The sequence below is a fragment of the Peiella sedimenti genome (genome assembly GCF_030504955.1).
GTDB classification, from domain to species: Bacteria; Pseudomonadota; Alphaproteobacteria; order Caulobacterales; family Caulobacteraceae; genus Brevundimonas; species Brevundimonas sedimenti.
Genome location: NZ_JAUKTR010000001.1, coordinates 1 through 23242, shown reverse-complemented (window position 1 = coordinate 23242; position 23242 = coordinate 1). Strand labels below are relative to the sequence as shown.

The window sequence follows — 23242 nt, the reverse complement described above, 5'->3', positions numbered from 1 at the left end:
GGCCCCACGGGAGGGCGGATGGACGGGACGGCGCGCACACTGGTGATCCTGGCCCATCCGGCGCTGGAGCAGGCTCGCATCCATCCACCGCTGGCGGCGGCCGCTGAGGCGACGCCCGGCGTCGCGGTGCGCGACCTCTATGAGACCTACCCAGACTTCGCCGTCGATGCGCCGGCAGAGCAGGCCGACCTGGCCGGCTACGATCATCTGGTCCTGCAGTTTCCCTTCTACTGGTACGCCGCCCCGGCCCTTCTGAAGGAATGGCTGGACGTCGTGCTGACGCACGGCTTCGCCTATGGCGACAAAGGGGAGCGGCTGCGCTGCAAGACGCTGGGCTGCGCCGTCTCGACGGGCGGCGGCGCGCTGGCGCGGCAGACTGAGGGGCTGACCGCCAAGGACGTCGGCCTTCTTCTACGCCCGCTCGAACTGACCGCTCGACTTTGCGGCATGCGCTGGGCCGAGCCCTTCATCGTGCGCGACGCCGACCTGACGGATCAGGCCGCGCTCAAGCGCGCCGCGGCGGCCTATTCGGACTGGTTGGGGGGCCTGGGACGATGAGCGCGAGCCTGCTGGCCCAGATCCTCGTCTACCTCGCGGCGGCGGCCCTGGCCGCGCCCCTGGCCAAACGCGCCGGGCTGGGCTCGATCCTGGGGTATCTGATCGCCGGCGTTCTGATCGGGCCGTTCGTCCTGGGCCTGGCGGGCGATGTGGAGGACGTGGGCCACGCCGCCGAGTTCGGCGTCGTCATCCTGCTGTTCATCATCGGGCTGGAGATGCAGCCGGCCCTCCTTTGGCGGATGAAGGGGGCCATCTTCGGCGTCGGCCTGGCCCAGGTGGCGATCACCGGCGTGCTGCTGACCCTGGCGGGGCTGGCCCTGGGCCTTGAGCCTCGCACGGCCGGGGTGGCGGGCTTCATCCTGGCCCTGTCCTCGACGGCGCTCGTCCTGCAACTGCTCGAGGAGCGCGGCCTGCGGCGCGGCACCGTCGGCGCGTCGGCGTTCGGCACCCTGCTGTTCCAGGACCTGGCGGTGATCCCGCTGCTGGCGGTCCTGCCCCTGCTGGGCGACGGTCATGGCGCCGAGGCGGGCGGCCACGCCGCCAGCCTGCTGGCGCACCAGCCCGGCTGGATTCAGGCGCTGGGCGGGCTGGGCGCGGTCGCGGCCGTGGTGGCGGCCGGACTGTTCCTGACCCCGCCGGTGTTCCGGATCATCGCCCGCGCCGAGCTGCGCGAGGCCTTCACCGCCTTCGCCCTCCTGATCGTGGTCGGCGCCGCCCTGCTGATGCAGGCGGTGGGCCTGTCGGCGGCGCTGGGCGCCTTCCTGGCGGGCGTCGTCCTGTCCGAGAGCGAGTTCCGCCGCGAGCTGGAGACGGACATAGAGCCGTTCCGCGGGCTGCTGATGGGCGTCTTCTTCATAGCCGTAGGGGCGGGTGTGAACCTGCCGCTCGTGGCGTCCCAGCCCGCCGTGATCTTCGGCCTGACGGCGGGTCTGATGGCGCTGAAGTTCGCGGGCGCCTTCGCCGCCGCCAAGCTCTTCAGGTTGCCGACCCGCGACGCCGCCACCAGCGCCGTCGCCCTGGCCCAGGGCGGGGAGTTCGTCTTCGTCCTGCTGACGGCGGCCATCGCCGCGGCGCTGATCGATGGTGCGCTGGCCGGGACGCTGACGGCGGTCGTCGCCCTGTCGATGGCGGCCACGCCCCTGCTTCTGTCGGCCTGGCAGAGGCTGAGCCGTCCGCGCGTGGAGACCCAGGCGCCGGAGGACAACGCCTTCGAGCATGAAGCGCCGGACGCCATCGTGGCCGGCTACGGCCGCTTCGGCCAGGTGGTCACGCGCCTGCTCATGGCGCACGGCCTCAAGGTCTCGACCCTGGACGTGTCGGTCGAACAGATCGCCCTTCTGAAGCGGTTCGGCCGCCGCACCTATTACGGCGACGCCGCCCGCCCTGATCTACTGCGCGCCGCCGGCGCCGCCCAGGCCCGCATTCTGGTCATCGCCATCGATGACAAGGAGAAGGCCCTGCAGATCGTCGAGACCGCGCGGGAAATGTTCCCAAACCTCGAGGTCCTTGCCCGCGCCTTCGACCGCCGCCACGCCTACGAGCTGCTGGCCAAGGGCGCCCACGTCATCGAGCGCGAGACCTTCGAGGGCGGACTGGCCATGGGCGCCGAGGCGCTGAAGGCGCTGGGCTGGCGCGCCTACCGGGCCGAACGGGCCGCCCGCCTGTTCCGCCGCTATGACGAGCGCATGTTCGAGGAGCTGCGCGAATTGTGGGACGACGACGAGCGCTTCGTGGTCGCCGCACGCGAGAGCAGTCCGCGCATGGAGGACCTGCTGCGCGCCGATCTGCAGCTGCAGACCCATGCCCACGTCCTGGGCGCCGATGACGATTCCGACCGGAGACCCCTATGACCCGCATCCGCCTCGTGACGTCCGGCCTGATCCTGGGCCTTGCCCTCGGCGCCCCTCTCGCAAGTGAGGCCCGAGCCCAGGATGAGGCGCAGGCGGCGGCGCCTTCCGAAGCCTCGGCGCGCCTGGCCGACCTGATCCGAGAGTACGACGCCTGGCTGCAGCAGGAGGATCCGCTGTCGGCCGGAGAGGAAGGCGATGACGAGGCCCAGGCGCGCCTGCCGGACCCGTCGCGCGAACATGAGCTGGCCACTGCACCGGTGATGCAGCAGTTCCTCGACCGGGTGCAGGCCATCGAGGCGGCCGGCCTGAATGAGCAGGAGCGCCTCAACCACGCCTTCCTGGTCTGGAGCCTGTCCAACAGCCTTGAGGGCGTCGCGCTGGACGCCAGCCGCCTCGGCTTCGATTCCGAGGGCGGACCGGACCAGTACCTGGCCTATGTGGCGCAAAGCTCGCGCATCACCAACGCGCAGGAAGCCGAGTGGTACCTTCAGCGCCTAAGGGCCGCGCCCGACTACTACGCCCAGCGCCTGGCCAACGTCCGGAGGGGCCACGAAACGGGACTGATGCAGTCCGCCCTGATCACCGACCGCTTCATCGAACTGTCGCGGGCGGTGCTGGCCACCCCGATCGCGGACGATCCCCTGATGGCGCCCCTGCGGAGCCTGCCCGCCTCGATCCCCGCTGATCGCCAGGCGGCCCTGCGCGCCGAAGCCGAGGCGCTGGTCTCGGGCCCCATCCGCCAGGCCCGCCAGCAATGGCTGGACTATGTGGTGGACGAATACCGCCCCGCCGCGCCGCAGACTCTGGGCGTCGGGGACCGGCCAGGAGGGCGCGAACTCTACGCCTGGCTGGCCCGGGGCTACACCACCACGGACCTGACGCCGGACCAGATCCATCAGATCGGCCTCGACGAGGTGGCCCGCATCCGCGCCGAAATGGAGGTCCAGATCCGCGAGACGGGCTTCACCGGGACCTTCGCCGAGTTCCTGACCTTCCTGCGTACCGACCCGCGCTTCTACGCCCAGACGCACGAAGACCTGCTCGAGAAGGCCAGCGAGATGGCCAAGCGCGCCGACGACGGCCTGCCGGCCCTGTTCGGGACGCTGCCGCGCCTGCCCTATGGCGTCAGGCCCGTGCCCGCCGAGATCGAGGCCAACTACACCACCGGCCGCTACTTTCCCGGCAGCATGGCCCAGGGCCGCGCCGGCGGCTACATGGTCAACACCTCGCGGCTGGACCAGCGGCCCCTGTACGAGCTGCCGGCCCTGACCCTGCATGAGGCCGTGCCCGGCCACCACCTGCAGATCGCCCTGCAACAGGAAGCGGGCGAGCAGCCCTTCTTCCGGCGCAACGCCAACGTGACGGCCTACACCGAAGGCTGGGGCCTGTATTCCGAGTGGCTGGGCGTCGAGATGGGCTTCTACCGCGATCCCTACGAGCGCTTCGGCAAGCTCAGCTACGAGATGTGGCGCGCCTGCCGCCTGGTGGCGGACACCGGCATCCACTGGCTGGGCTGGGACCTGGAGCAGGCCCGCGCCTGTTTCCGGGACAATTCGGCGCTGGCCCCGCACAACATCGAAACCGAGCTGGAGCGCTACGTCTCCTGGCCGGGGCAGGCGCTGGGCTACAAGATCGGCGAACTGCGCCTGCGTGAGCTGCGCGCCCGGGCCGAACAGCGGCTGGGCGACCGCTTTGACGTGCGGGCCTTCCACGACCTGATCCTGGTCGACGGACCGCTGCCCCTGTCCTTGCTGGAGCAGCGGGTGGACGCCTGGATCGCGGCGCGCGCCGAGGCGTCCTAAGCCGCTCAAGCGGGACGATTAAGAACCTCATCGGCTGAGCGGCGTTCTTCCGGGTCCAGGGGGAACCGGACGCTTAACGGAGGTTCCACATGAAAAACGTCCTGATCACATGCGCCGCCACGGCCGGCCTCGCGCTCAGCGCCGCGGCCATGGCCCCGGCCCCCGCCGAGGCCCAGACCAGCTACGGCCGCAACTGGACGGCCTACTGCTACCGCAACGAGGACCGCAACCGCTGCTGGTCACGCCTGAGCTATCAGGAGCGGTACGGCCATCGGCCGTATGACGGCACGCCCGACTATCGCGGCGATCCTTACAGGGGCCAGTACGGCTACGGCTCGTACGGCTACAACCCCTACAGCTATGGCGGCTACAACTACGGCGGCTACAGCAGCAGCTACCCCTATTCGAGCGGCCGTTACTATGGACGGACGGACCCCTATTACGGCTCGGGAACGTCAGAGCTAGGCGTGCTGGCCACCATCCTCGGTCAGGCGCTGGGCGTCGACATCCGCGGCAGCTACGACGACCGGGCCTATTATGACCGGTACCGCAACGACGCCGAATGGCGCCGCTGGTGCGCCAGCCGCTATCGCTCGTTCGATCCGTACAGCGGCACCTACCAGGCCCACGACGGGTACCGGTACTATTGCCGGATGTACTGAGGCCGACGTGCAAAGGGCGGGGATCGCTCCCCGCCCTTTTCTAATGGGCTCGCTGAGCCTTGCTGCTTGAGGGCGGCGATTAAGCCTGCTTCTCGAACAGCTTCTGCCAGCGGCGCGGGGTGCGCTTTTCCCAGCCGCGGCGGTGATAGGCGTCCGAGCCGATCAGCGGAACGACCGTCGTCGCCTCGGCGAAGACCATCTGCTCATAGGTGGTCGACACCTTGCCCCAGCTGGCCGCCTCCTGCAGCGTCGAGGACGAGCAGGCGCCGTCGCGCACGTCGGCGACCGTGATCTGCACGGCGTACTTGTGCATCTCGGCCTCGACGCCGAGGATCTCGGCGCAGACCACCGTGTCCTGGGCGAAGTTCTTCGGCACCCCGCCGCCGACCATGAACAGGCCGGTGGTGCCCGCCGCGATCTTGATGTCGGTCAGTTCGCGGAAGTCAGCGATAGCGTCCAGCATCATGTAGGGCTGGCCCGCGGCGGCCCGCTCCTTCTGATGCTTGACCAGGCCGAAGCCGGCCGAGCTGTCGACGAAGGCCGGGCAGAAGATCGGCACGCCCATCTCATAGGCAGTCTGGATCAGGCTGCCTTCCTTCTTCGCATTCCCCTCCGACAGCCACTTGCCCATCTCCCAGATGAACTCACGGCTGGAATAGCCGCGCGGCTGCAGCCGGTTGGCGATCTCCAAGATGGTGTGGTCGCAGGCCTGGAGCTCTTCCTCGTCGATGTAGGTGTCGTAGATGCGGTCGATGTAGTGGTCGCGCAGCACGTTGTCGTCGACCGGGCCGGACGCCTGGTAGTGCTTGAAGCCCAGGGCCTCGAAGAAATCCATGTCGACAATGGAGGCGCCGGTGGCGACCACGGCGTCGATCATGCCGTACTTCACCATGTCGCGGTACACGTGCATGCAGCCGCCGGCCGAGGTGGATCCGGCCAGGATCAGCCAGGGCGAGCAGTCCGAATCCTCAATGGCCATGTTGAAGATGTCCGACGCGCGCGCGGTGTCGCGGCTCGAGAAGGACATCTTGCGCATGTTGTCGATGATCGGCCGGGCGTCGAAGGACGTGATGTCCACGTGCTCGACCGTGGTCTGCAGCAGCTGGGCCTTGGAGTTGGGGGGTACGGGTGCGGTCATCTCAGCGTTTTCCCTGGATATGAGCGCCCGTCCTTGATCCTGCGGCGGCGGGACGGAGCGACCGGCGCGCGCGAGGAGGCCATCTAGGGAAACCCAGCCCCCATGGCAATGCACGCGCGCGGGATTGACGCAGGGCCCAACCCGGGGCGCACCCGGATCGTTCCGTTCTAGTCCGCCGTCACCGTGATGCGGCCGTCCGGCCCCTGGGGATCGAGGGCGCGGGCGACAGCGCGGATCTGCTCGTCGCTGAGCTTGTCGATCTGCAGCACTGCGGGGCGGGCGGGGTCATAGCCCGCGACCTCGTCGGGGTTCGCCTCGATCCACGCGGTCAGGGCCTCCTGCACCCGTCGATTGCCCACGGCGTGCGGATTGTCCGCCCCGGTCACGCCGGACAGGATGGTGGCCAGGGGCAGCCGCACATGGGGCGAATAGCCGAGCTCGGTCAGCTTGGCCCGGTACTCGAACTGATCGGCGGGCGGTGCGGGGTCCAGCCGCTGGTCCAGTACGTGGCGGCCCTCGTGCAGAAAGATGCTGTAGCCGAGGATCGCATCCCAGTAGGCCGCCAAGAAGCCGCGCCTGTCCGGATGGGCGGTCGCCACGGCGTCTATGCCCTGCAGGCGCAGCCGCGCGGGGACCGAAGGATGAGGGGCGGCCGGGTCGCCGCTCGTGTCCTGGGCCTCCAGCCGGGCGATGTTGGCCAAGGCTTCTTCACGCGCGGGCGAGGGCCGTGAGATGGTCCAGGCGGCGGGCACGCCGTCAGCGTAGCCCGGCCGGATCTGGATGATGGTGTCGCCGCCCGAGGCCCAGCCGCCGGCGGCGGCCGCGCCGTCCCAGAGCCAGGTCTCGAAGCCGTTGGCGATCATGCCCTCCAGCGCGATGTAGCGGATGGGGGCAGCGTCTCCGAACCCGCGGACCTCGCGTCGGTCGTCCTGAACGATGTGGCCCAGGTGTAGGCTGGGATAGCCGCTGGTGGTCCCGACCGAACCGTAGAGGCCCCAGCGTTCGCCCAGCGCGGCCAGCATGGGACCGGGTTCGGTCTCTCCCGAGGCCTGTTGGCCGAGGCTGCGGACCGCGGCGATAAAGTCGGTCGCGTCTTGGCCGCGGGCCATGCGCCGGTTGGCCGCCAGTTCGGCTGCGGTCAGATCGCGGCGGAGGGCGAAATAGGTTTGGGCGCTGATCCAGGAGGGGTCGTCGCCCGCGCGTTCGGCCAGGGCCTGCTGGGTGGCAAAAGCTTCGGCGGCGTGGCCGAATCCGGAACGGATCAGCAGGTCGACCAGCCGCAGGCGACCGGCGAGCGAGGCCGAGGGGCCGAGGCCTTGGGGAAACACCTCGCTGTCGAAGCGGTCAGCGAAGACCGGCGGCATGTCCCGGCCCTCAAGCCAGAAATAGCCGCGCCAGGCTGTCAGCGCGGCGACCGCGTCGCCGTCCAGCACGGCGTAGGCCAGACGGTGATGCAGTGCGGGCTGGGACTGGGCGCCTTCCGGAACGACCTGCGCCAGCACCTGGCCATAGGCGGCGACCCAGGCGTCGGCGGGGTCCGAGCGCATGCGCTCCAGCACCAGATCAAGCAGGGCGACGCGGTAGGAATCCGCGCGTTGGGGGTCGTCGCACGCGGCGGCCAGCTCGGCTGCGGCCAGCAAGGCTTGCGGGCCGGACGGCGGGTCGATGCGGACGGCCAGACTGCGGGTCAGGCAGAGGTCGGTTCCGGTGGCCAGCGCGCGCGCCACATGCGGCCGGGCGAGGTCGGCGCGGTCGTCGATGAGCCAGGCGATGCGCGCCAGGGCGCGTTCGGAGGCGGAGCGGTCGCGTGGGCTGGCTGCGGGATCGTCCGCGATTTCGGCGAAGGCGCTTTCCGCCTGGGCGACGCGATTGCCCATGTAGTGAGCTTGCGCCTCGGCGATGGAGGGCGCGGCCTGGGCTGCGGGGGCCAGGGCGGCGATCAGGGCGAGGGACGCGAGCAGCAGGGACCTCATGAACGGCTCCATGAATCGGGCCCCGATCCTGCGCGCGGAAAGCCCCGGCGGCTTGAACGTCCCTAGCGCGCTCGCCAGGCGCTGGGGGGGCAGCCGAAGGCCCGGCGGAAGTCCCGACACAGATGCGCCTGGTCCGCAAAGCCGTGCTGGGCCGCGATCTCGGCGATACTGGCGCGACTCGCCCGCAAGGCTCCCGCCGCGCGGGTCAGGCGCAGGCGGCGGCTCCAGGCGCCGATGGACAGGCCCGTGGCCCTACGAAAGGCCCGCGCCAGATGGGTGGGATGCCGGTCGCAGAGGAGCGCCAGCCGCTCCAGCCCCAGGCTTTCGCTCCCCCCGGCCGCCAGGGCCTCCATCGCCCGATAGACCGCCTGGGGATCGGGGCGCGGCGCGGCGCCGACCGCCTCAAGCTCCGCGGACAGGGCCTCCACTTCCTGACGCGGAGCCTCCCGCACCAGCGCCCAGGCCAGTTCATGCGCGGCGATGCGGCCGCCCACATCCAGAGGCCCGTCGGTCCAGCCATCCACGTCTGCCGCGCCGTGCAAGTTCAGGCACAGGGCGCCCGCCGCGCCGATGCGATTGGCGTGACGGTCCCCTGAGCGGTGTCGCGAGCGTTGCCCGGCGCGGAACTCCGAGACGCCCGTGGCGGTCACATCCTCGAGCGCGCCCCACAGCAGGATGCGCACGTACCCATCGGCGTGCTCGTGCAGACCAGCCTCGTCGCCGGCGGTGTGAAGGCTCAGCGTCGCCCGCCCCCCGGCGCCCGTCGCGGCGAGGTTCAGGTTCTCCCCAAAGGCCAGGGTGCGCAGCATTAGGTCAGCATAGCCGGGCGGCGGCCGCCTCGCTCGTTACAAAGGCTTTAGAGGGTAGCGTCTCAATTTCAGATCAGCGCTCTTTCCGCATCGCCGGAGCGGGCGGTAAAGGGGGCCATGTCCGCCGCTACCCGCCCCACCTCGATCGCAGCCCTGGCGATCCTCTTCTCGATCGTCTTCGTCAACCTGGCGGGGTTCGGCCTCGTGGTGCCGCTGCTGCCCTTCTTCGGGACCAGCCTGGGCGCGCCTGAATGGCAGGTGACGCTGATGTTCTCGGCCTACTCGCTGGGCCAGTTCTTCGCCGAGCCCCTGTGGGGCCGCCTGTCCGACCGCATCGGCCGCAAGCCGGTTCTGATGGCCACGGTGGCCGCCAATGCGCTGGGCTATGTGGCGCTGGCCTTCGCCCCGGACATCTGGATCGCCATTCTCATCCGGCTGGCGACCGGCTTCGGCGCGGGGAACATCTCGACCATTCAGGGCTACGTGGCGGACGTGACCCCGCCCGAGCAGCGGGCCGGACGCATGGGCCTTTTGGGCGCGGCCTTCGGTCTCGGATTCATCGTCGGCCCGGCCATGGGCGGGCTTCTGACGCGTCCGGAACTGGGCCACGCCGGCTACATGATTCCGCTCTTCGTGGCGGCCGGGCTGTCAGGCCTGGCGGCGGTGGGCGTGCTGATCTTCCTGAAGGAGAGCCGCGCCAAGGCCGATCCGACCACGCCCCGCCCCAGGTTCCTGGGCGGGCTGCAGGACGCCGTGGCCAACCCCGTGGTGTCGCGCGTCCTTCTGATGACGCTGATCTACATGGCGGCCTTCTCCGGCATGGAGTCCGCCTTCGGCCTGTGGGCCGAGAGCCGCTACGGCTGGGGCGCGCGGGAGGTGGGCCTGTCCTTCATGGTCGTCGGGGTGGTCTCGGTGTTCGGCCAGGGCTTCCTCGCCGGGCGTCTGGCGCGCCGCTTCGGCGAGGCGCGCGTGATCGCCGCGGCGGCCCTGCTCTTCGGAGGCTCGCTTGTGGCCCAGGTGCTGACCACCGCCGGGTGGATGGTGCCCGTGGTGATGAGCCTGGGCGCCCTGGGCATGAGCATGTTCATGCCCAACACCTCGGCCCTGATCTCGCGCTCGACGCCGCCGGACCGTCAGGGCGCCATGCTGGGCCTGAACATGGCCTCGGGGTCCTCGGCGCGCATCCTGGGTCCGATGGCCGCCGGCGCCCTGTTCTCAGGCCTGGGACCGAACTGGCCCTTCCTGGTGGGCGCCCTGCTGACGCTTCCCGCCGCCGTCATGGCGGTGAACGCCGGGCGCGCCTTCCGCAAGCGCCAGGCCGAGTTGGCGGCGGCGCCTGCGTCCTGACCCTGGCGCTAACGCCCCTTTCGGCCCACCGGGCAAGCCTTGCGGCGCCTGGCTCCGAGCAGGTTTTCGCGCAGGCTTGTCCACGTCGTCGCCGAGCGACGCACACTGCCCGATCGGACAGGCCTGATGACGACATGAAAGGAGATGGCGCGGTTTGGCACGGCGTTTTCGAGCCGGCGCCCTGCCACGGCAGTCCTTGCTTTCGTAGCGGCTTTGGCGTATCAGCCCCGCCTTTCCGGTCGCCGGGCCCTAGACATGCCTGGGCGGCCATCACGACCATCTAGAAGGACGGGCCGCAAAGCCCGCTGGGAAATGTCTAAGTACAAGCTGAAGACCAAATCGGGCGCCAAGAAGCGCTTCAAACTGACCGCCACCGGCAAGGTGAAGGCGGGCGTGGCCGGCAAGCGCCACCGCCTGATCAGCCACAACGCCAAGTACATCCGTCAGAACCGCGGCACGCAGGTGATGTCGGACGCGGACGCCACGAAGATCAAGTCCTACATGCCCTACGCCTAAAGGCGCGGGCTGAACCTCGATCCCACCACAGTTTGAAGACACGCCCCGCGCGATGAGCGATAGGGGCTCCCGAAGGAAATAAGATCATGGCTCGCGTGAAACGGGGCGTTACGTCCCACGCCAAGCACAAGAAGGTTCTCGAGCAGGCCAAGGGCTTCTACGGCCGCCGCAAGAACACCATCCGCGCCGCCAAGGCCGCGGTGGACAAGGCCGGTCAGTACGCCTACCGCGACCGCCGCAACAAGAAGCGCAGCTTCCGCGCCCTGTGGATCCAGCGCATCAACGCTGCGGCGCGCGCCGAAGGCATGACCTATTCCCAGTTCATCAACGGCCTGAACAAGGCCGGCATCGAGCTGGACCGCAAGATCCTGGCCGCCATGGCCGCCGATCAGGCGGGCTTTAAGGCCATCGCCGACAAGGTGCGCGCGGCCCTGGCCTAAGCCTTTCCGAACACGGAAGATGCAAAAGCCCCTCGGCCCCGCGCCGGGGGGCTTTTTGCTTGGCGCCGCAGCCGCTAGACGGACCAGACCATGACCACAGACCTCGAAAACCTCGAACTGGAGCTGATCCAGTCCATCGGCGCGGCGGAGACCGCCGCCCGCCTGGAGGAGCTGCGCGTCGCGGCCCTGGGCAAGTCCGGCTCCATCTCCGGCCTGCTCAAGGGCCTGGGCGCCATGACCCCGGACGAGCGCCGCGAGCAGGGGCCGCGCATCAACGGCCTGCGCGACCGCGTCTCAGCCGCCCTTTCCACCCGGAAGGCCGAGCTCGAGGCGGCCGAGCTTGAGGCCCGTCTCGCGTCGGAGCGCGTCGACCTGACCCTACCGGCCCCGCCGCGCCACAAGGGCGGGCTGCACCCCACCATGCAGGCCATGGACGAGCTGATCGAGATCTTCGCCGAGATGGGTTTCTCGGTCGCCGAGGGGCCGGACATCGAGGACGACTGGCACAACTTCACGGCCCTTAATTTCCCGCCGCGCCACCCGGCGCGCGAGATGCACGACACCTTCTTCCTCAAGGCCGCCGAGGGCGAGGAGCGCAAGGTGCTGCGCACCCACACCAGCCCGGTCCAGGTGCGGGTCATGCAGTCGCAACAGCCGCCCATCCGCATCGTCGCGCCGGGCCGCACCTACCGCTGCGATTCCGACGCCACCCACACGCCCATGTTCCACCAGATCGAGGGGCTGGTGATCGACCGCGGCATCCACATGGGCCACCTGAAGTGGACCGTCGCCCAGGCCGTCGCCCGCTTCTTCGAGGTGGAGGACGTCGAGACGCGCTTCCGGCCCCACCACTTCCCGTTCACCGAGCCGTCGGCCGAGATGGATGTGCGTTGCGACCGATCTGGCGGCGAGATCCGCATCGGCCAGGGTGACGACTGGCTGGAGATCCTGGGCTGCGGCATGGTCCACCCGAAGGTCCTGGCCAACTGCGGCATCGACCCGGTCGAATACCAGGGCTTCGCCTTCGGCATGGGCGTCGATCGCCTGGCCATGCTGAAGTACGGCATGCCGGACCTGCGCGACATGTTCGCCGGCGACGTGCGCTGGCTGTCCCACTATGCCTTTTCACCGCTTTCGGCGCCCTCGGCCGCCGCCGGCCTCAGCTGAGACTCCCGACCATGACCCAGCAGCCCATCCAGTGGACCCCGTGCGAGGACTATTCGCAGCTATATTTCGAGGGCGTGGCCATCTCGCTGTTCGAGCTGTTCAAGCACGAGCTCATCAACGGCAAGCCGCTGATCGAAGGGCGCACCTTCGTCAACTGCCGCATCGAGGGGCCGGGCGTGATGATGGCGCTGGACGGCGTCACCATGGACGCCTGCAACCTGGGCTACACGGGGCCTGATCCCTTGAGCGTCCTCTTCCAGCCGCTGTCCTCTAGCCAAGCCATCGGCCCCGCGCCCTTCCGCAACTGCGCCTTCCGCAACTGCCAGTTCGCGGCCATCGGCTATACGGGCGCGCCCGGCTTCATCGAGCAGATGAAGGCGGTTCTGCTGCGCGGGACTGTGCAATGAAGTTCACGCTCTCCTGGCTGAAGGAACACCTGGAGACTGACGCCGACGTGTCGGCCGTGGCCGACGCCATGACGATGGCCGGTCTTGAGGTCGAGCACGTCGCCGACCCCGCGTCCCGCCTGAAGCCCTTCAGCGTCGCGCGCATCGTCGAGGCCGCCCGGCATCCGAACGCCGACCGGCTGCAGGTCTGTCAGGTCGAAACCGTCGATGGGATGAAGGAGATCGTCTGCGGCGCGCCGAACGCGCGGGCGGGCCTGACGACCATCTACGCCCCCATCGGCGCCTATGTGCCGGGCCTGGGGGTGACCCTGGTCGAGAAGCCGGTTCGGGGCGTCGTGTCCAACGGCATGCTGTGTTCGGCTTCTGAACTGGAGCTGTCCGACGAGAGCGACGGCATCCTCGAGCTCGCCGCCGATCTGAAGGTGGGGACGCCCGCGGCCGAGGTCTTCGGCGCGGACCCGGTCATCGACTTCGAGGTGACTCCCAACCGCCCCGACTGGCTGGGCGTCGTCGGCATCGCCCGGGATCTGGCCGCCGCCGGTCTGGGCCGCTTCAAGACGCCGGCCATCGGCCCCGTGGCTGGAAGCTTCCCCTGCCCCATCGAGGTTCGCCTGGAGGCGCCGCAGATGTGCCCCGCCTTCGCCGGTCGGGTCATTCGCGGCGTGAAGAACGGGCCTTCGCCCGAGTGGGTGCAACAGCGCCTGCGCGCGATCGGCCTTCGCCCAATCAATGCGCTGGTCGATGTGACCAACCTGATCTCCTACGATCGCGCGCGGCCGCTGCACGTGTATGATCTGGCCAAGCTGTCCGGTCAGACCATCGTCGCCCGCGCCGGACGCGGATCGGCCGAGAAGGGCCCGGCCGAAGCCTCGCCCGCGCCCCATGCCGACGAGCAACTGATCGCCCTGGACGGCAAAACCTACGACCTGTCCGACCAGATGTGCATCATCGCCGACGCGAATGGCGAGCGTCCCATCGGCCTGGGCGGCGTCATGGGCGGCGAGTCCACCGGCTGCGACGAGGGCACGACCGACGTCTTCATCGAGAGCGCCTGGTTCGACCCCATCGTCACGGCCCAGACGGGGCGGACCCTCGGCATCCACTCCGACGCCCAGTACCGGTTCGCGCGCACGGTCGATCCCCAGTCGCTGGTCCCCGGCGTAGAGCAGGCCACCCGCCTGATCCTTGAGTTCTGCGGGGGCGAGCCGTCGCAGATCACTTTCGCCGGGGAGGCGCCGGCGCCTCCTGAAGGGTTCGACTTCGAATGGCGCAGCGTGCCGGGCCTCGCCGGAGTCCCCGTCCGCCCCGAGATGGTGCGCCGCGTCCTGATCGACCTGGGGTTCGAGGTCTCCGGCGACAACGATCCCTGGCGCGTGACTCCGCCCAGCTTCCGTCGCGACGTGGAGGGTCCCGCCGATCTCGTCGAGGAGGTGGCGCGCACCCTGGGCTATGACCGAATCCAGTCGACCGCCCTGCCGGAACAGACGGTGAAAGCCTCGGGCGTGCTGTCTCCGGCCCAGAGCCGTGTCCGCACGGCCCGCCGCGCCTTGGCGGCCATGGGCTGGTCCGAGGTGATCGGCTGGTCCTTCGTGTCACGAGACGACGCCCGGCTGTTCGGCGGCGGCGAGGATGACAGCCTCGCCCTAGCCAACCCCATCGCTTCCGACCTCGACTACATGCGTCCCTCGGCCCTGCCGGGGCTGATGCGCATGGCCGGACGCAACATGGCGCGGGGCTTTCCAGACCTCGCATTGTTCGAAGTCGGCCCCGTTTTTCGCGACGATACGCCCAGCGGTCAGATGGCCGTCGCCGCGGGGCTGATGAGCGGGCAGACGCCGCGGCATTGGTCCGGCAAGGGGGCCGATCCTCTGTTCCAGCTGAAGGCGGACCTGATGGCCCTGTTGGAGCAGATGGGCGCGCCTGTGGGCTCGCTGCAGATGGTGCAGGGCCAGGGCGGCCCCTGGTGGCATCCGGGCCGTTCCGCGCGCCTGCAGCTGGGGCCCAAGGCGGTCATCGCCGAGTTCGGACAGCTGCACCCGGGCGTGCTCAAGGTCATGGACGTTCCCGGACCTCTCTACGCCTTTGAGGTGCGCTTGGACGCCGTGCCCGAGCCGCGCCGCAAGGGCGGGAAAACCCGACCGGCCGCCCAGCTGCCCGACCTGATGCCCCTGACGCGGGACTTCGCCTTCGTTGTGGAGGAGGGCCTGCCCGCCGGCGATCTGGTCCGCGCGACCGCCTCGGCCGACAAGGCCCTGATCGATCAGGTGCGGGTCTTCGACGTCTACCAGGGCGCGGGCGTTCCGGACGGCAAGAAGTCCATTGCTCTTGAGGTGGTTATCCAACCTCGCGAACGCACCCTGACGGACGCCGAGATCGAGCAGCTGTCGGGCCGCATCGTGGCGGCGTGCGAAAAGCTGGGCGCGCAGCTGCGCGCCTGAACCGGCGCAAGGCAAGGTTCGGTTAACCTTGGGGCCGCAAGGCTGCCGCAAAGGGCGGCGAGGCTGTCGATCCCAGCCCGCCGTCTCAATCCGAGAGAGCCGCTCATGCACCGCCGTAACCTGATCCTGTCCGGCCTGGCCGCTTCGGCCGCCGGCGCCTGCGCCACCGCGCCGGCTCAGCAACCGCGTCCCGCCTATGGCGTCGAACCCGGCCAGGGCGGCCCCGCCGGAACGGCGCCGCCGGCCTATACGCGCGAAGAACTGGTCGCGGCCGGCGCCAACTTCATGGGCGTGACGGCCGAGGCCCTGGGCGGCGCGATCGAGCGCATCTTCTCGGACTATGGCGACGCTCCCACCGCCTACATCGCCGGCGAAGAGGGCGCGGGCGCGGCCGGCGTGGGCCTGCGCTACGGGCGGGGCCTGCTTTACATGAAGTCCGAGCGGGAGCCGCGCGAAGTCTATTGGCAGGGCATCTCCATCGGCTGGGACGTAGGCGGCAACGTCAGCCGGGTGTTCACCCTGGTCTATTATCTGTACCAGCCCGAGATGATCTATCGCCGCTATCCCGGTGTCGAGGGCTCGGCCTATCTGATCGGCGGGCTGGGCGTGAACTACCAACAGGCCGACGGCATCGTTCTGGCGCCCATCCGCACCGGCGTCGGCCTGCGCCTGGGGGCCAACATCGGCACCATGAGCTACAGCCGCCAGCGCAATCCGCTGCCGTTCTAGGCTAGAGGCCCAACTCAGGGATCGCCCGCAGCTTATCCAGCGTCGAGGCGGTGTCGGTGTGCGGAACGAAGAGCCCGCCCATGTCCTCCCAGCGGGCGCGGTGCTTCAGCGTGTCGTCCACCAGGATGTCGCCGGGCTCGGCATGGTCGCGCTTGTTCCGGGCCATGCAGGTGATGATGCGCAGGTCGGGGAAATGGCGGGCGGCCCAGGCCTCCTTCTGGGCCTCGGCCCAGCCGCCCATGGGACAGCCGGTCAGGATGATGGGGTCCAGGTGGCGCACGGCGTCTACCAGCTGTTCCGCATCCGGCAGCAGCGGCAGCGTGCCGTAGAAGTCGGGCGCGGCGGCCAGCTTCCTCCAGAACAGCCGCGGGCCATGCCTTGCTTCGAACGCGCGCGGGGGCATGCCCAGGATGGCGCGAGCGCCCCGGTCAAAATCGGCCAGGACGCCGTCGCAGTCGAGAAACAGCTGGGGCGAGCGCCTCGTCAGTGAACCAGCTCGACCGCCATGGCCGTCGCCTCGCCCCCGCCAATGCACAGCGAGGCGACGCCCTTGGTCCCGCCGCGCGCCTTCAGCGCGGACAACAGGGTGGCCAGGATCCGCGCTCCGGAGGCCCCGATGGGGTGGCCCAGCGCCGTGGCGCCGCCATTCACGTTCACCTTGGCGTGGTCGAGGTTCAGCTCCTTCATGGCGATCATGGCCACGACGGCGAAGGCCTCGTTGATCTCCCACAGATCGACCTCGGCGGCGTCCCATCCGGCCTTGTCCAGCACCTTCCTCATGGCGGGCACGGGCGCGGTGGTGAACAGGCCCGGCTCATGGGCGTGGGCGGCGTGAGCGACGACGCGGGCCACCACGTTCAAGCCCAGCTGTTCGGCCACCGAAGCGCGGGTCATGACCAGGGCCGCGGCGCCGTCCGAGATGGAGCTGGCATTGGCGGCGGTGATGGTGCCGTCCTTCGCGAAGGCGGGCTTCAGCGACGGGATCTTGGCCGGGTCGCCCTTGGCGGGCTGCTCGTCATGGCTGACGACGACCTCGCCCTTGCGGGTCTTGACCGTGACGGGGACCACCTCGGCGTCAAAGGCGCCGCTCTCGACCGCGTGCTTGGCGCGGCTCAGGCTCTCGATGGCGTAGGCGTCCTGGGCCTCGCGGGTGAACTGGTATTCGCGGGCGATGTCCTCGGCGAAGGCGCCCATCAGCTTGCCGGGATCGTAGGCGTCCTCCAGCCCGTCCAGGTACATGCTGTCCTTGATGACATCGTGGCCGATGCGTGCGCCGCCGCGGTGCTTCTGCATCAGGTAGGGCGCATTGGTCATGCTCTCCATGCCGCCCGCCACGATCACGTCCGCCGTGCCCGCCGCAAGAGCGTCATGCGCCATGATGGCCGCCTGCATGCCCGAGCCGCACATCTTGTTGACCGTAGTGGCCTCCACGTTCAGCGGCAGGCCGGCGCCCATGCCTGCCTGGCGCGCCGGGGCCTGACCCAGGCCAGCCGGCAGGACGCAGCCCATAAAGATCTGCTGCACCGCGTCGGGCGACACGCCCGCCCGCTCCAGCGCCGCCTTGACCGCCGCGGCGCCCAGGTCCGTGGCCTTGGCGTCGGCGAGGACGCCCTGGAATCCGCCCATGGGCGTGCGGGCATAGGAGGCGATGACGATGGGATCGGCGGGCATGGGGAGATGCTCCATTTCTCAGGTGGCGACTGTTTAGGTGGGATCAGCGCCGCAGTGCAACAAGCTTGCGCCTCTGGCGGGCGACGGCCAGAGGCGTTCCGTCGCGCGCCCAGCAGACGCCGTCTTCGACCGCCCAGCCCCCGGACACGTGCGCTGTCTGGAACTCGAAATAGGCGAAGCCGTCCGGCGCGGTCTCCTCGGTGATCGGAACCAGGAGGTCATAGCGCAGGTCGACCGTGGCCGAGAGGGCGGGCGGGGCCGGCAATGCGGTCCAGTAGTTGGGAAACACCGCATCCAGCAGGAAGGCCAGCCGGGCCTCGTCCAGCGGCAGGCCGTCGCGGGTGCGCATCCAGCATCGCACCAGAGGCTTTTCGAACTGCCCGAACAGGCCCGGTCCATCGAGGAAGCGGTGCTCCACCTCGTTCGTGAACCAGGGCCAGAAGGGGTGGTCTTTATCGTCCTCTGCAGCCTCGGCAAGCGGCGGCGGGTGGCGGTGCAGCGGTTCAAGCTCCACCTGGTCCGCCTCGCGCCCGAAGGTCAGCAGCGACGAGATCGCTGTCCGCTCGCCCTGGCCGGCGCGCACGGCGGCGAAGGCGGTTGAGCCGCCGCCCCGCAGCAGCTCGGCGGTAAACCGGCACGGCGCGAAGCGGGCCCCGGCCATGAACTGAACGGTGATCGTACGCAGCGGCGATCTTATCGCCAGCAGTTCGCGCGCAGACAGCAGGCTTAAAGCCGCCATCAGGCCGCCGAAGGGCGCGCCCGCCTCGGCCGCGCCGGCGCGGGGCGCATTGGACAGTCCCGGAGGCAGGTCGGCGCTGACGCCGCCATCCTCGAGCGTCAGAGTCAGGGCGCGCGGCAGGATCGATGCGTGTGCTGCAGGTGCGAGCATCAGGCTAGTCTGCATTGTGCGTTGCAAAACGCAACTAAATCTTCCCCAAAGAGGTTCAAGCCCTTGCGCAAAGGCTGACGCAGGGGCACTTTCCGCAACATGGGACGCACCGCCGACTATTCACGCCAGAGTTGCTCGATCGCCGCCACGCTGGAAGTGATCGGCGATCCCTGGACCCTCCTGGTCATTCGCGACGCCTTCAACGGCGTGCGCCGCTTTGAGCAGTGGCAGGAGCGGCTGGGCGTCGCCCGCAACGTCCTGGCCTCGCGCCTGAAGACCCTCGTGGCCCACGGCGTGCTCGAGGTTCGTCAGTATTCAGAGCGCCCCCCGCGCAATGAGTACGTCCTGACCGCCAAGGGCAAGGATCTCTACGCCGTCCTTTTGACCCTGCACTCCTGGGGCCACCGGCACCTGTATGGCGACGCCGATTCCGGCGTCAGCTTCAAGCACAAGTCCTGCGGCGGCGATCTCGACCCGAAGCTGGCCTGCGGCTGCTGCGGCGAGATCGTGCGTCCCCGGGACCTGGAGATGATCATAAGGCAGGATCAGCCCACCGTGGGCGAGGTGCTGGCCCGGGAAGAGGCCGCCTAGCCCGGCTGGAAGCTCTTTTCCTCCGGCAGGACTTCGCTCTCCACCACCGACAGCGCCGTCTCGAAGATCGGATCACGGTCCAGCGGGCGGCCGTGCGCGTCGCGGTACTCGACCGCCGCGATGCGATCAATCAGCAGCTCAAGCGCCTCCAGGGGGGTTACGGGAACCGGCATGGGGTCCTCCTTCGGCCTAGAGGGCTGAACCCCCTGGGCGGGAGGTTGGTTTCATGGCGCCTCCAGAAAGGCGTCGACGGCATGGGCGAAGCGCCCCGGCTGGTCGTCCATGATGAAGTGCAGCGACCCGTCGATGCGCACCATCCCGACGCCCGCAAGACCGTCATATCCACCGCCGAACAGGGCGTCCGCCGCGGTCGCCGGCCGCCCCATGGAGGCATCCCAGGCGTACAGCACCGTCACAGGCGCCCGCACCTGCCCGAACTCAGCGCGCAGGTCAGTCGTCATCAGTTCATGGACAGCCTGGGCCTGAACCGACCTCGTCGAGGCCAGACCGTCGGCCACTATGCGGGTGCGGGCCTCGGGGGTCAGCGAAAGGGTGGCGGCGGCGGCCTCCTGCATCTGGCGAAACCCGGCCTCGTCGAGGGCCAGCAACTGGGACCGCGCCTGGTCGGCGAAGGGGCGGGCCGTCTCGACGGTCACGGTGGGCGAGAACAGCAGCGGATAGAAGGGCAAGGCGTCCACGATCATCACGCGGCCCGGCAAATCCGGTTCTCGCGCGGCCAGGGCCAGGGCCGCCGCGCCGCCCATCGAGTGGCCGATGATCGCGGGAGCGTCGAGCCGTTCCTGGCGAATGTAATCCCCCAAAGCTTCGACCAGGGGATCGAACACGCGGTCTGCATCCTCAGGCGGCGGATCGCCGGCGAACCCGCGCACCTGCACAAGATGCACCCGATGCTCCGCCGACAGGCGCTCAGCCGTCGCCGCAAACACCTGGCGCGACGATGACAGGCCGGGGATCAGGATCACGTCCGGGCCCTGGCCCACGGTCTGGACGGTGATGCGGTCGCGCCAGGCGGTTTCAGCGTGGGCCAGGGGCGCGGCGGCAAAGGTGAAAGCCGCCGCGGCGGCGGCGAGGAGGCGAAGCGTCATAGGGCGTCCTTCAGGTCGTATGGGGGTTTTCGAACACCGCCTCGACCGCCAGGCCGAAGGCGGCGGCGATACGGAAAGCCAGGTCCAGGGAGGGGTCGTGCTTGTCGCTCTCGATGGCGATGATGGCCTGGCGCGAGACGCCGACCCGCTCGCCCAGATCGGCTTGGGTCCAGCCACGCTCGGCGCGCAGCACCTTGAGCCGCGAGCGCACTAGCGGGTAGTCCGCACGAAAGGCTTCACCAGGGCGAACATGACCCAGAACAGCGGATAGATCAGCCAGCCGGGCGCGTGTGGCGCCTGGGCGTAGCTTTCGGTGAAGCCCCATGCCGAAAAGAGGGCGATGGCCCAGCCTGCGGCGATGATGAAGCGTTTGGCGGTCAGGGCGCGGAAGAACTCGTCCGACTCGTTCATTAACGAAAGTGTGGCCCAGATCTGCCCGCCCACCGGCGCGGCTACGGCCAGCGCAAGCAGATAGGCACCGGGCGTTGCGATATCGTCAAAAGCGCCCCCGATCGCGAGGAAGTTCACGGCGATGTAGCCGCCCATGAACAGGGCGGTCCGCACGAAGTAGCGGCGAAAAGCCGGGCTATTGCGGTCCATGTGAGGTTCTCCCGACGAAATGTCAGGCAGACATTACACCCCGAGAGTGTCAGGTCAACCCCACATCGTGTGAGGCTGACCTGACTCGTCGTCAGTGCGGGGCGGACGGCGTCTCGCCGCGGCCGGCGGAGCGGCCTTGGCTGTGCCGGCCCTCGGCGAACTCTTCGATCATCTTGGCGCAGAAGGCGGGCAGGTCGTCGGGGTCGCGGCTGGTGACCAGACCGTCATCGACAACCACCTGCTCGTCGACCACCTCGGCGCCCGCATTTTCGAGATCCTTGCGGATGGTCTTGTAGCTGGTCATGCGTCGGCCCTCGGCCACGCCCGCGTCAATGAGGATCCAGGGCGCGTGGCAGATGGCGGCGACCGGCTTGTTCTGGGTGAAGAAGGCGCGGACGAAATCGCGCGCCTGCTGGTTGATGCGCAGGGTGTCCGGATTGTGCGCGCCGCCCGGCAATACAAGCCCGTCATAGCGGCCGGCGTCGGCGTCCGAGAGCGTGCGGTCCACCTGAACCGTCTGCCCCTTGTCGAAGTGATTGAAGCCCTGGATGGCGCCGGATTTGTCCGAGACGATCTCCACGGTCGCCCCGGCCTCCTTCAGGGCCTCGACAGGTTTGGTCAGCTCGACCTGTTCAAAGCCGTCGGTGGCCAGAACGGCGATGGTCTTTCCTTCCAGGCGCTGGGCCATGGCGGGTCTCCTTTGATGCGGGGGGTGAGAGTGGCGGAAACCTGGTGGGCCGAGGGATGTTCCACGATCCCAGGCGCGCGACCCAGCCTTGCCACCGGACCCTGGCCCCTGTAGGGGAAGCGCCCGATTTCCCGCGCGCCACGCGCGGGTCCACGCCTTCGGATTCCGCGCATGAAGATCAACGCCAACACCATCAAGCCCGGCATGGTGCTCCAGCACGAGGGCGGCCTGTGGGTCGTCACCAAGACCGCGCACGTCAAGCCCGGCAAGGGCGGCGCCTTCGCCCAGGTCGAGGCCAAGAACCTGGAGACCGGCACCAAGCTGAACGAGCGCTTCCGCTCGGACGACCGGGTCGAGCGCGTGACGCTGGAGCAGCGCGACTATTCGTTCCTGTTCGACAACGGCGACACCCTGGTCTTCATGGACGACGCCTCCTACGAGCAGATCGAGCTGCAGAAGGACTGGGTCGGCGAGGATCGCATCGCCTATCTGCAGGACGGCATGAAGGTGGTGATCGAGAGCCACGAGGGCCGCCCCATCGGCCTGAACCTGCCTGACCAGGTGACCCTGACCGTGGCCGAGACCGAGCCGACGGTGAAGGGTCAGACGGCGTCTTCCTCGTACAAGCCGGCCATCGCCGACAACGGCATCCGCATCATGATCCCGCCCTACATGACCACGGGCGAGCGCATCGTCGTCGACACCGCCACGGGCGAATACGTCCGCCGCGCCGACTAGGGGGCCGCCGCCTTGGCCCTCGCCTCCACCGTCGTCCAGACCATGATCCAGGCGGTCCGCAAGGCCGCCCGCCCGATGGCGCGCGACTTCGGCGAGGTGTCGGCGCTTCAGGTGTCGCGCAAGGGCCCCGGCGACTTCGTCACCGCAGCCGACACGGCCGCCGAGCAGAGCCTGTTCGAAAGCCTGATGAAGGCGCGCCCGGGCTATGGCTTCCTCGGCGAGGAGCGCGGCCTGGTGGAGGGCACGGACAAGTCCCACACCTGGATCGTCGATCCGATCGACGGGACGACCAACTTCATGCACGCCATGCCCCACTTCGCCATCACGGTGGGGCTGGAGCGCGAAGGCCAGATGCAGGCAGGCGTCACCTTCAACCCGATCACCAACGACCTGTTCTGGGCCGAGCGGGGCAAGGGTTGCTACCTGAACGACACGCGCGTGCGCGTCTCGGGGCGCAAGGACCTGACCACCTGCCTTATCGGCACGGGCCTGCCCTTCATCGGCCGGGCCGGCCACGCCCAGACCATCAAGGAAATCCACGCCGTGGGCCAGCGCGTGGCGGGCATCCGCCGCCTGGGCTCGGCGGCGCTGGACCTGGCCTGGGTGGCGTGCGGCCGTTACGACGGCTTCTGGGAGCGCAATCTGAAGCCCTGGGACGTGGCGGCGGGCCTGCTGTTCGTCACCGAGGCGGGCGGGCGCGTCAGCACCATCGAGAACGAGGAGGCCCAGCCCTTCGACGGCGCCTCGGTCATCGCCACCAACGCCGAGTGTCACGGCGACCTCCTGAAGGTGTTGCGCACGGCCCTGTGAGGCGGCGCCTCTGTCTCCGTCCTGCCGCGTGAGCGACGGGCAGGCGAACAGGGGCCGGCGCCCCCGCGCTTTCGCTGCGGAGTTAGGGTGGAGAGGCGGCGGAGCGCCGGGCCTTCGCCCGGTGGTCTCGTTATAGGTGGTACCGGGTTCGGCTGGGGCCGCCGCTGGGTTTTCCAGGCCCAGAGGCTTATCAGCGCTCCGCGGTTCGTCAGGCTTGGCCGGCCTTCTGTCAGGAAGGCGCTGTCGGAGCAGACCCGCCGGCGGGGCGGGCCCGTCGGGCCTGGGTATGCCAGAATGGGCCCGAAGCCCTCTC

General features: G+C 69.2%; 25 protein-coding genes. 14 read left to right on the top strand and 11 right to left on the bottom strand.

The window, feature by feature from the left end; translation table 11 throughout:
- Positions 1-18 precede the first annotated feature (18 nt).
- From Q0812_RS00125 to Q0812_RS00110, 4 genes are all read left to right on the top strand, one after another.
- Positions 19-558, top strand: coding sequence for an NAD(P)H-dependent oxidoreductase (locus Q0812_RS00125; protein WP_302108267.1), 540 nt, complete (start codon positions 19-21; stop codon positions 556-558).
- Positions 555-2408, top strand: coding sequence for a monovalent cation:proton antiporter-2 (CPA2) family protein (locus Q0812_RS00120; protein WP_302108266.1), 1854 nt, complete (start codon positions 555-557; stop codon positions 2406-2408). The genes Q0812_RS00125 and Q0812_RS00120 overlap by 4 nt, the downstream gene beginning before the upstream one ends.
- Positions 2405-4210, top strand: coding sequence for a DUF885 domain-containing protein (locus Q0812_RS00115; RefSeq protein ID WP_302108265.1), 1806 nt, complete (start codon positions 2405-2407; stop codon positions 4208-4210). Before Q0812_RS00120 ends, Q0812_RS00115 begins: the two co-directional genes overlap by 4 nt.
- 89 nt (positions 4211-4299) lie before the next feature.
- Positions 4300-4872, top strand: a complete 573-nt coding sequence (locus Q0812_RS00110) for a BA14K family protein (RefSeq protein ID WP_302108264.1) — start codon at positions 4300-4302, stop codon at positions 4870-4872.
- A 79-nt stretch (positions 4873-4951) separates the two neighbouring features.
- Here the strand turns inward: Q0812_RS00110 and Q0812_RS00105 are convergent, their stop codons facing one another.
- The 3 genes from Q0812_RS00105 to Q0812_RS00095 form a co-directional block, all read right to left on the bottom strand.
- Positions 4952-6010 (bottom strand): 1,9-bis(guanidino)-5-aza-nonane synthase, encoded by a 1059-nt coding sequence (locus Q0812_RS00105; RefSeq protein ID WP_302108263.1) that lies wholly within the window; start codon positions 6008-6010, stop codon positions 4952-4954.
- 167 nt (positions 6011-6177) lie between these two features.
- Complete coding sequence (locus tag Q0812_RS00100) at positions 6178-7983, bottom strand: hypothetical protein (protein WP_302108262.1); 1806 nt, start codon at positions 7981-7983, stop codon at positions 6178-6180.
- Positions 7984-8045: 62 nt separating this feature from the next.
- A complete protein-coding gene (locus Q0812_RS00095) occupies positions 8046-8792 on the bottom strand; it encodes a helix-turn-helix transcriptional regulator (protein ID WP_302108261.1) in 747 nt (248 codons plus the stop codon).
- A 117-nt stretch (positions 8793-8909) separates the two neighbouring features.
- Between Q0812_RS00095 and Q0812_RS00090 the strand changes: the two genes are divergently transcribed.
- The 7 genes from Q0812_RS00090 to Q0812_RS00060 all read left to right on the top strand — a co-directional run bounded on the left by Q0812_RS00090 (position 8910) and on the right by Q0812_RS00060 (position 15836).
- A complete protein-coding gene (locus Q0812_RS00090; RefSeq protein WP_425281531.1) occupies positions 8910-10139 on the top strand; it encodes an MFS transporter in 1230 nt (409 codons plus the stop codon).
- Positions 10140-10451: 312 nt separating this feature from the next.
- Positions 10452-10655: a 50S ribosomal protein L35 gene (rpmI, locus tag Q0812_RS00085; RefSeq protein ID WP_302108260.1), complete on the top strand. Its 204-nt coding sequence runs from the start codon at positions 10452-10454 to the stop codon at positions 10653-10655.
- Positions 10656-10741: 86 nt separating this feature from the next.
- Positions 10742-11095: a 50S ribosomal protein L20 gene (gene rplT, locus Q0812_RS00080; protein WP_302108259.1), complete on the top strand. Its 354-nt coding sequence runs from the start codon at positions 10742-10744 to the stop codon at positions 11093-11095.
- A 90-nt stretch (positions 11096-11185) separates the two neighbouring features.
- Positions 11186-12262: a phenylalanine--tRNA ligase subunit alpha gene (gene pheS / locus Q0812_RS00075; RefSeq protein WP_302108258.1), complete on the top strand. Its 1077-nt coding sequence runs from the start codon at positions 11186-11188 to the stop codon at positions 12260-12262.
- An 11-nt stretch (positions 12263-12273) separates the two neighbouring features.
- Positions 12274-12669 carry a hypothetical protein gene (locus tag Q0812_RS00070; RefSeq protein WP_302108257.1) on the top strand — a complete coding sequence of 132 codons (396 nt, stop codon included), beginning with the start codon at positions 12274-12276 and terminating at the stop codon, positions 12667-12669.
- Positions 12666-15107, top strand: coding sequence for a phenylalanine--tRNA ligase subunit beta (gene pheT / locus Q0812_RS00065; RefSeq protein WP_302108256.1), 2442 nt, complete (start codon positions 12666-12668; stop codon positions 15105-15107). Before Q0812_RS00070 ends, pheT begins: the two co-directional genes overlap by 4 nt.
- A gap of 105 nt (positions 15108-15212) precedes the next feature.
- The gene (locus Q0812_RS00060; protein ID WP_302108255.1) at positions 15213-15836 is read left to right on the top strand and encodes an EipA family protein; all 624 of its coding nucleotides are present in this window, start codon (positions 15213-15215) and stop codon (positions 15834-15836) included.
- A gap of 1 nt (position 15837) precedes the next feature.
- Here Q0812_RS00060 and Q0812_RS00055 read toward each other — a convergent pair whose 3' ends face one another.
- The 3 genes from Q0812_RS00055 to Q0812_RS00045 form a co-directional block, all read right to left on the bottom strand.
- Positions 15838-16239: a hypothetical protein gene (locus Q0812_RS00055; RefSeq protein WP_302108254.1), complete on the bottom strand. Its 402-nt coding sequence runs from the start codon at positions 16237-16239 to the stop codon at positions 15838-15840.
- Between the two features lie 80 nt (positions 16240-16319).
- Positions 16320-17507 (bottom strand): acetyl-CoA C-acyltransferase, encoded by a 1188-nt coding sequence (locus Q0812_RS00050; RefSeq protein ID WP_302108253.1) that lies wholly within the window; start codon positions 17505-17507, stop codon positions 16320-16322.
- Between the two features lie 43 nt (positions 17508-17550).
- Positions 17551-18396 (bottom strand): thioesterase family protein, encoded by an 846-nt coding sequence (locus Q0812_RS00045; protein WP_302108252.1) that lies wholly within the window; start codon positions 18394-18396, stop codon positions 17551-17553.
- Between the two features lie 99 nt (positions 18397-18495).
- Between Q0812_RS00045 and Q0812_RS00040 the strand changes: the two genes are divergently transcribed.
- A complete protein-coding gene (locus Q0812_RS00040; protein ID WP_302108251.1) occupies positions 18496-18987 on the top strand; it encodes a winged helix-turn-helix transcriptional regulator in 492 nt (163 codons plus the stop codon).
- Here the strand turns inward: Q0812_RS00040 and Q0812_RS00035 are convergent.
- The 5 genes from Q0812_RS00035 to Q0812_RS00015 all read right to left on the bottom strand — a co-directional run bounded on the left by Q0812_RS00035 (position 18984) and on the right by Q0812_RS00015 (position 21381).
- A complete protein-coding gene (locus tag Q0812_RS00035; protein ID WP_302108250.1) occupies positions 18984-19160 on the bottom strand; it encodes a hypothetical protein in 177 nt (58 codons plus the stop codon). The genes Q0812_RS00040 and Q0812_RS00035 overlap by 4 nt on opposite strands.
- Before the next feature lie 51 nt (positions 19161-19211).
- A complete protein-coding gene (locus Q0812_RS00030; protein WP_302108249.1) occupies positions 19212-20093 on the bottom strand; it encodes an alpha/beta fold hydrolase in 882 nt (293 codons plus the stop codon).
- 10 nt (positions 20094-20103) lie between these two features.
- Positions 20104-20304, bottom strand: a complete 201-nt coding sequence (locus tag Q0812_RS00025) for a helix-turn-helix transcriptional regulator (protein ID WP_302108248.1) — start codon at positions 20302-20304, stop codon at positions 20104-20106.
- Entirely contained in the window at positions 20304-20693 is a 390-nt protein-coding gene (locus Q0812_RS00020; protein WP_302108247.1) for a hypothetical protein, read from the bottom strand. The genes Q0812_RS00025 and Q0812_RS00020 overlap by 1 nt, the downstream gene beginning before the upstream one ends.
- A gap of 91 nt (positions 20694-20784) precedes the next feature.
- Positions 20785-21381 (bottom strand): type 1 glutamine amidotransferase domain-containing protein, encoded by a 597-nt coding sequence (locus Q0812_RS00015; RefSeq protein WP_302108246.1) that lies wholly within the window; start codon positions 21379-21381, stop codon positions 20785-20787.
- A 171-nt stretch (positions 21382-21552) separates the two neighbouring features.
- Between Q0812_RS00015 and efp the strand changes: the two genes are divergently transcribed.
- Positions 21553-22119 (top strand): elongation factor P, encoded by a 567-nt coding sequence (gene efp / locus Q0812_RS00010; RefSeq protein WP_302108245.1) that lies wholly within the window; start codon positions 21553-21555, stop codon positions 22117-22119.
- Between the two features lie 12 nt (positions 22120-22131).
- Entirely contained in the window at positions 22132-22929 is a 798-nt protein-coding gene (locus Q0812_RS00005; RefSeq protein ID WP_302108244.1) for an inositol monophosphatase family protein, read from the top strand.
- Positions 22930-23242: the final 313 nt, after the last annotated feature.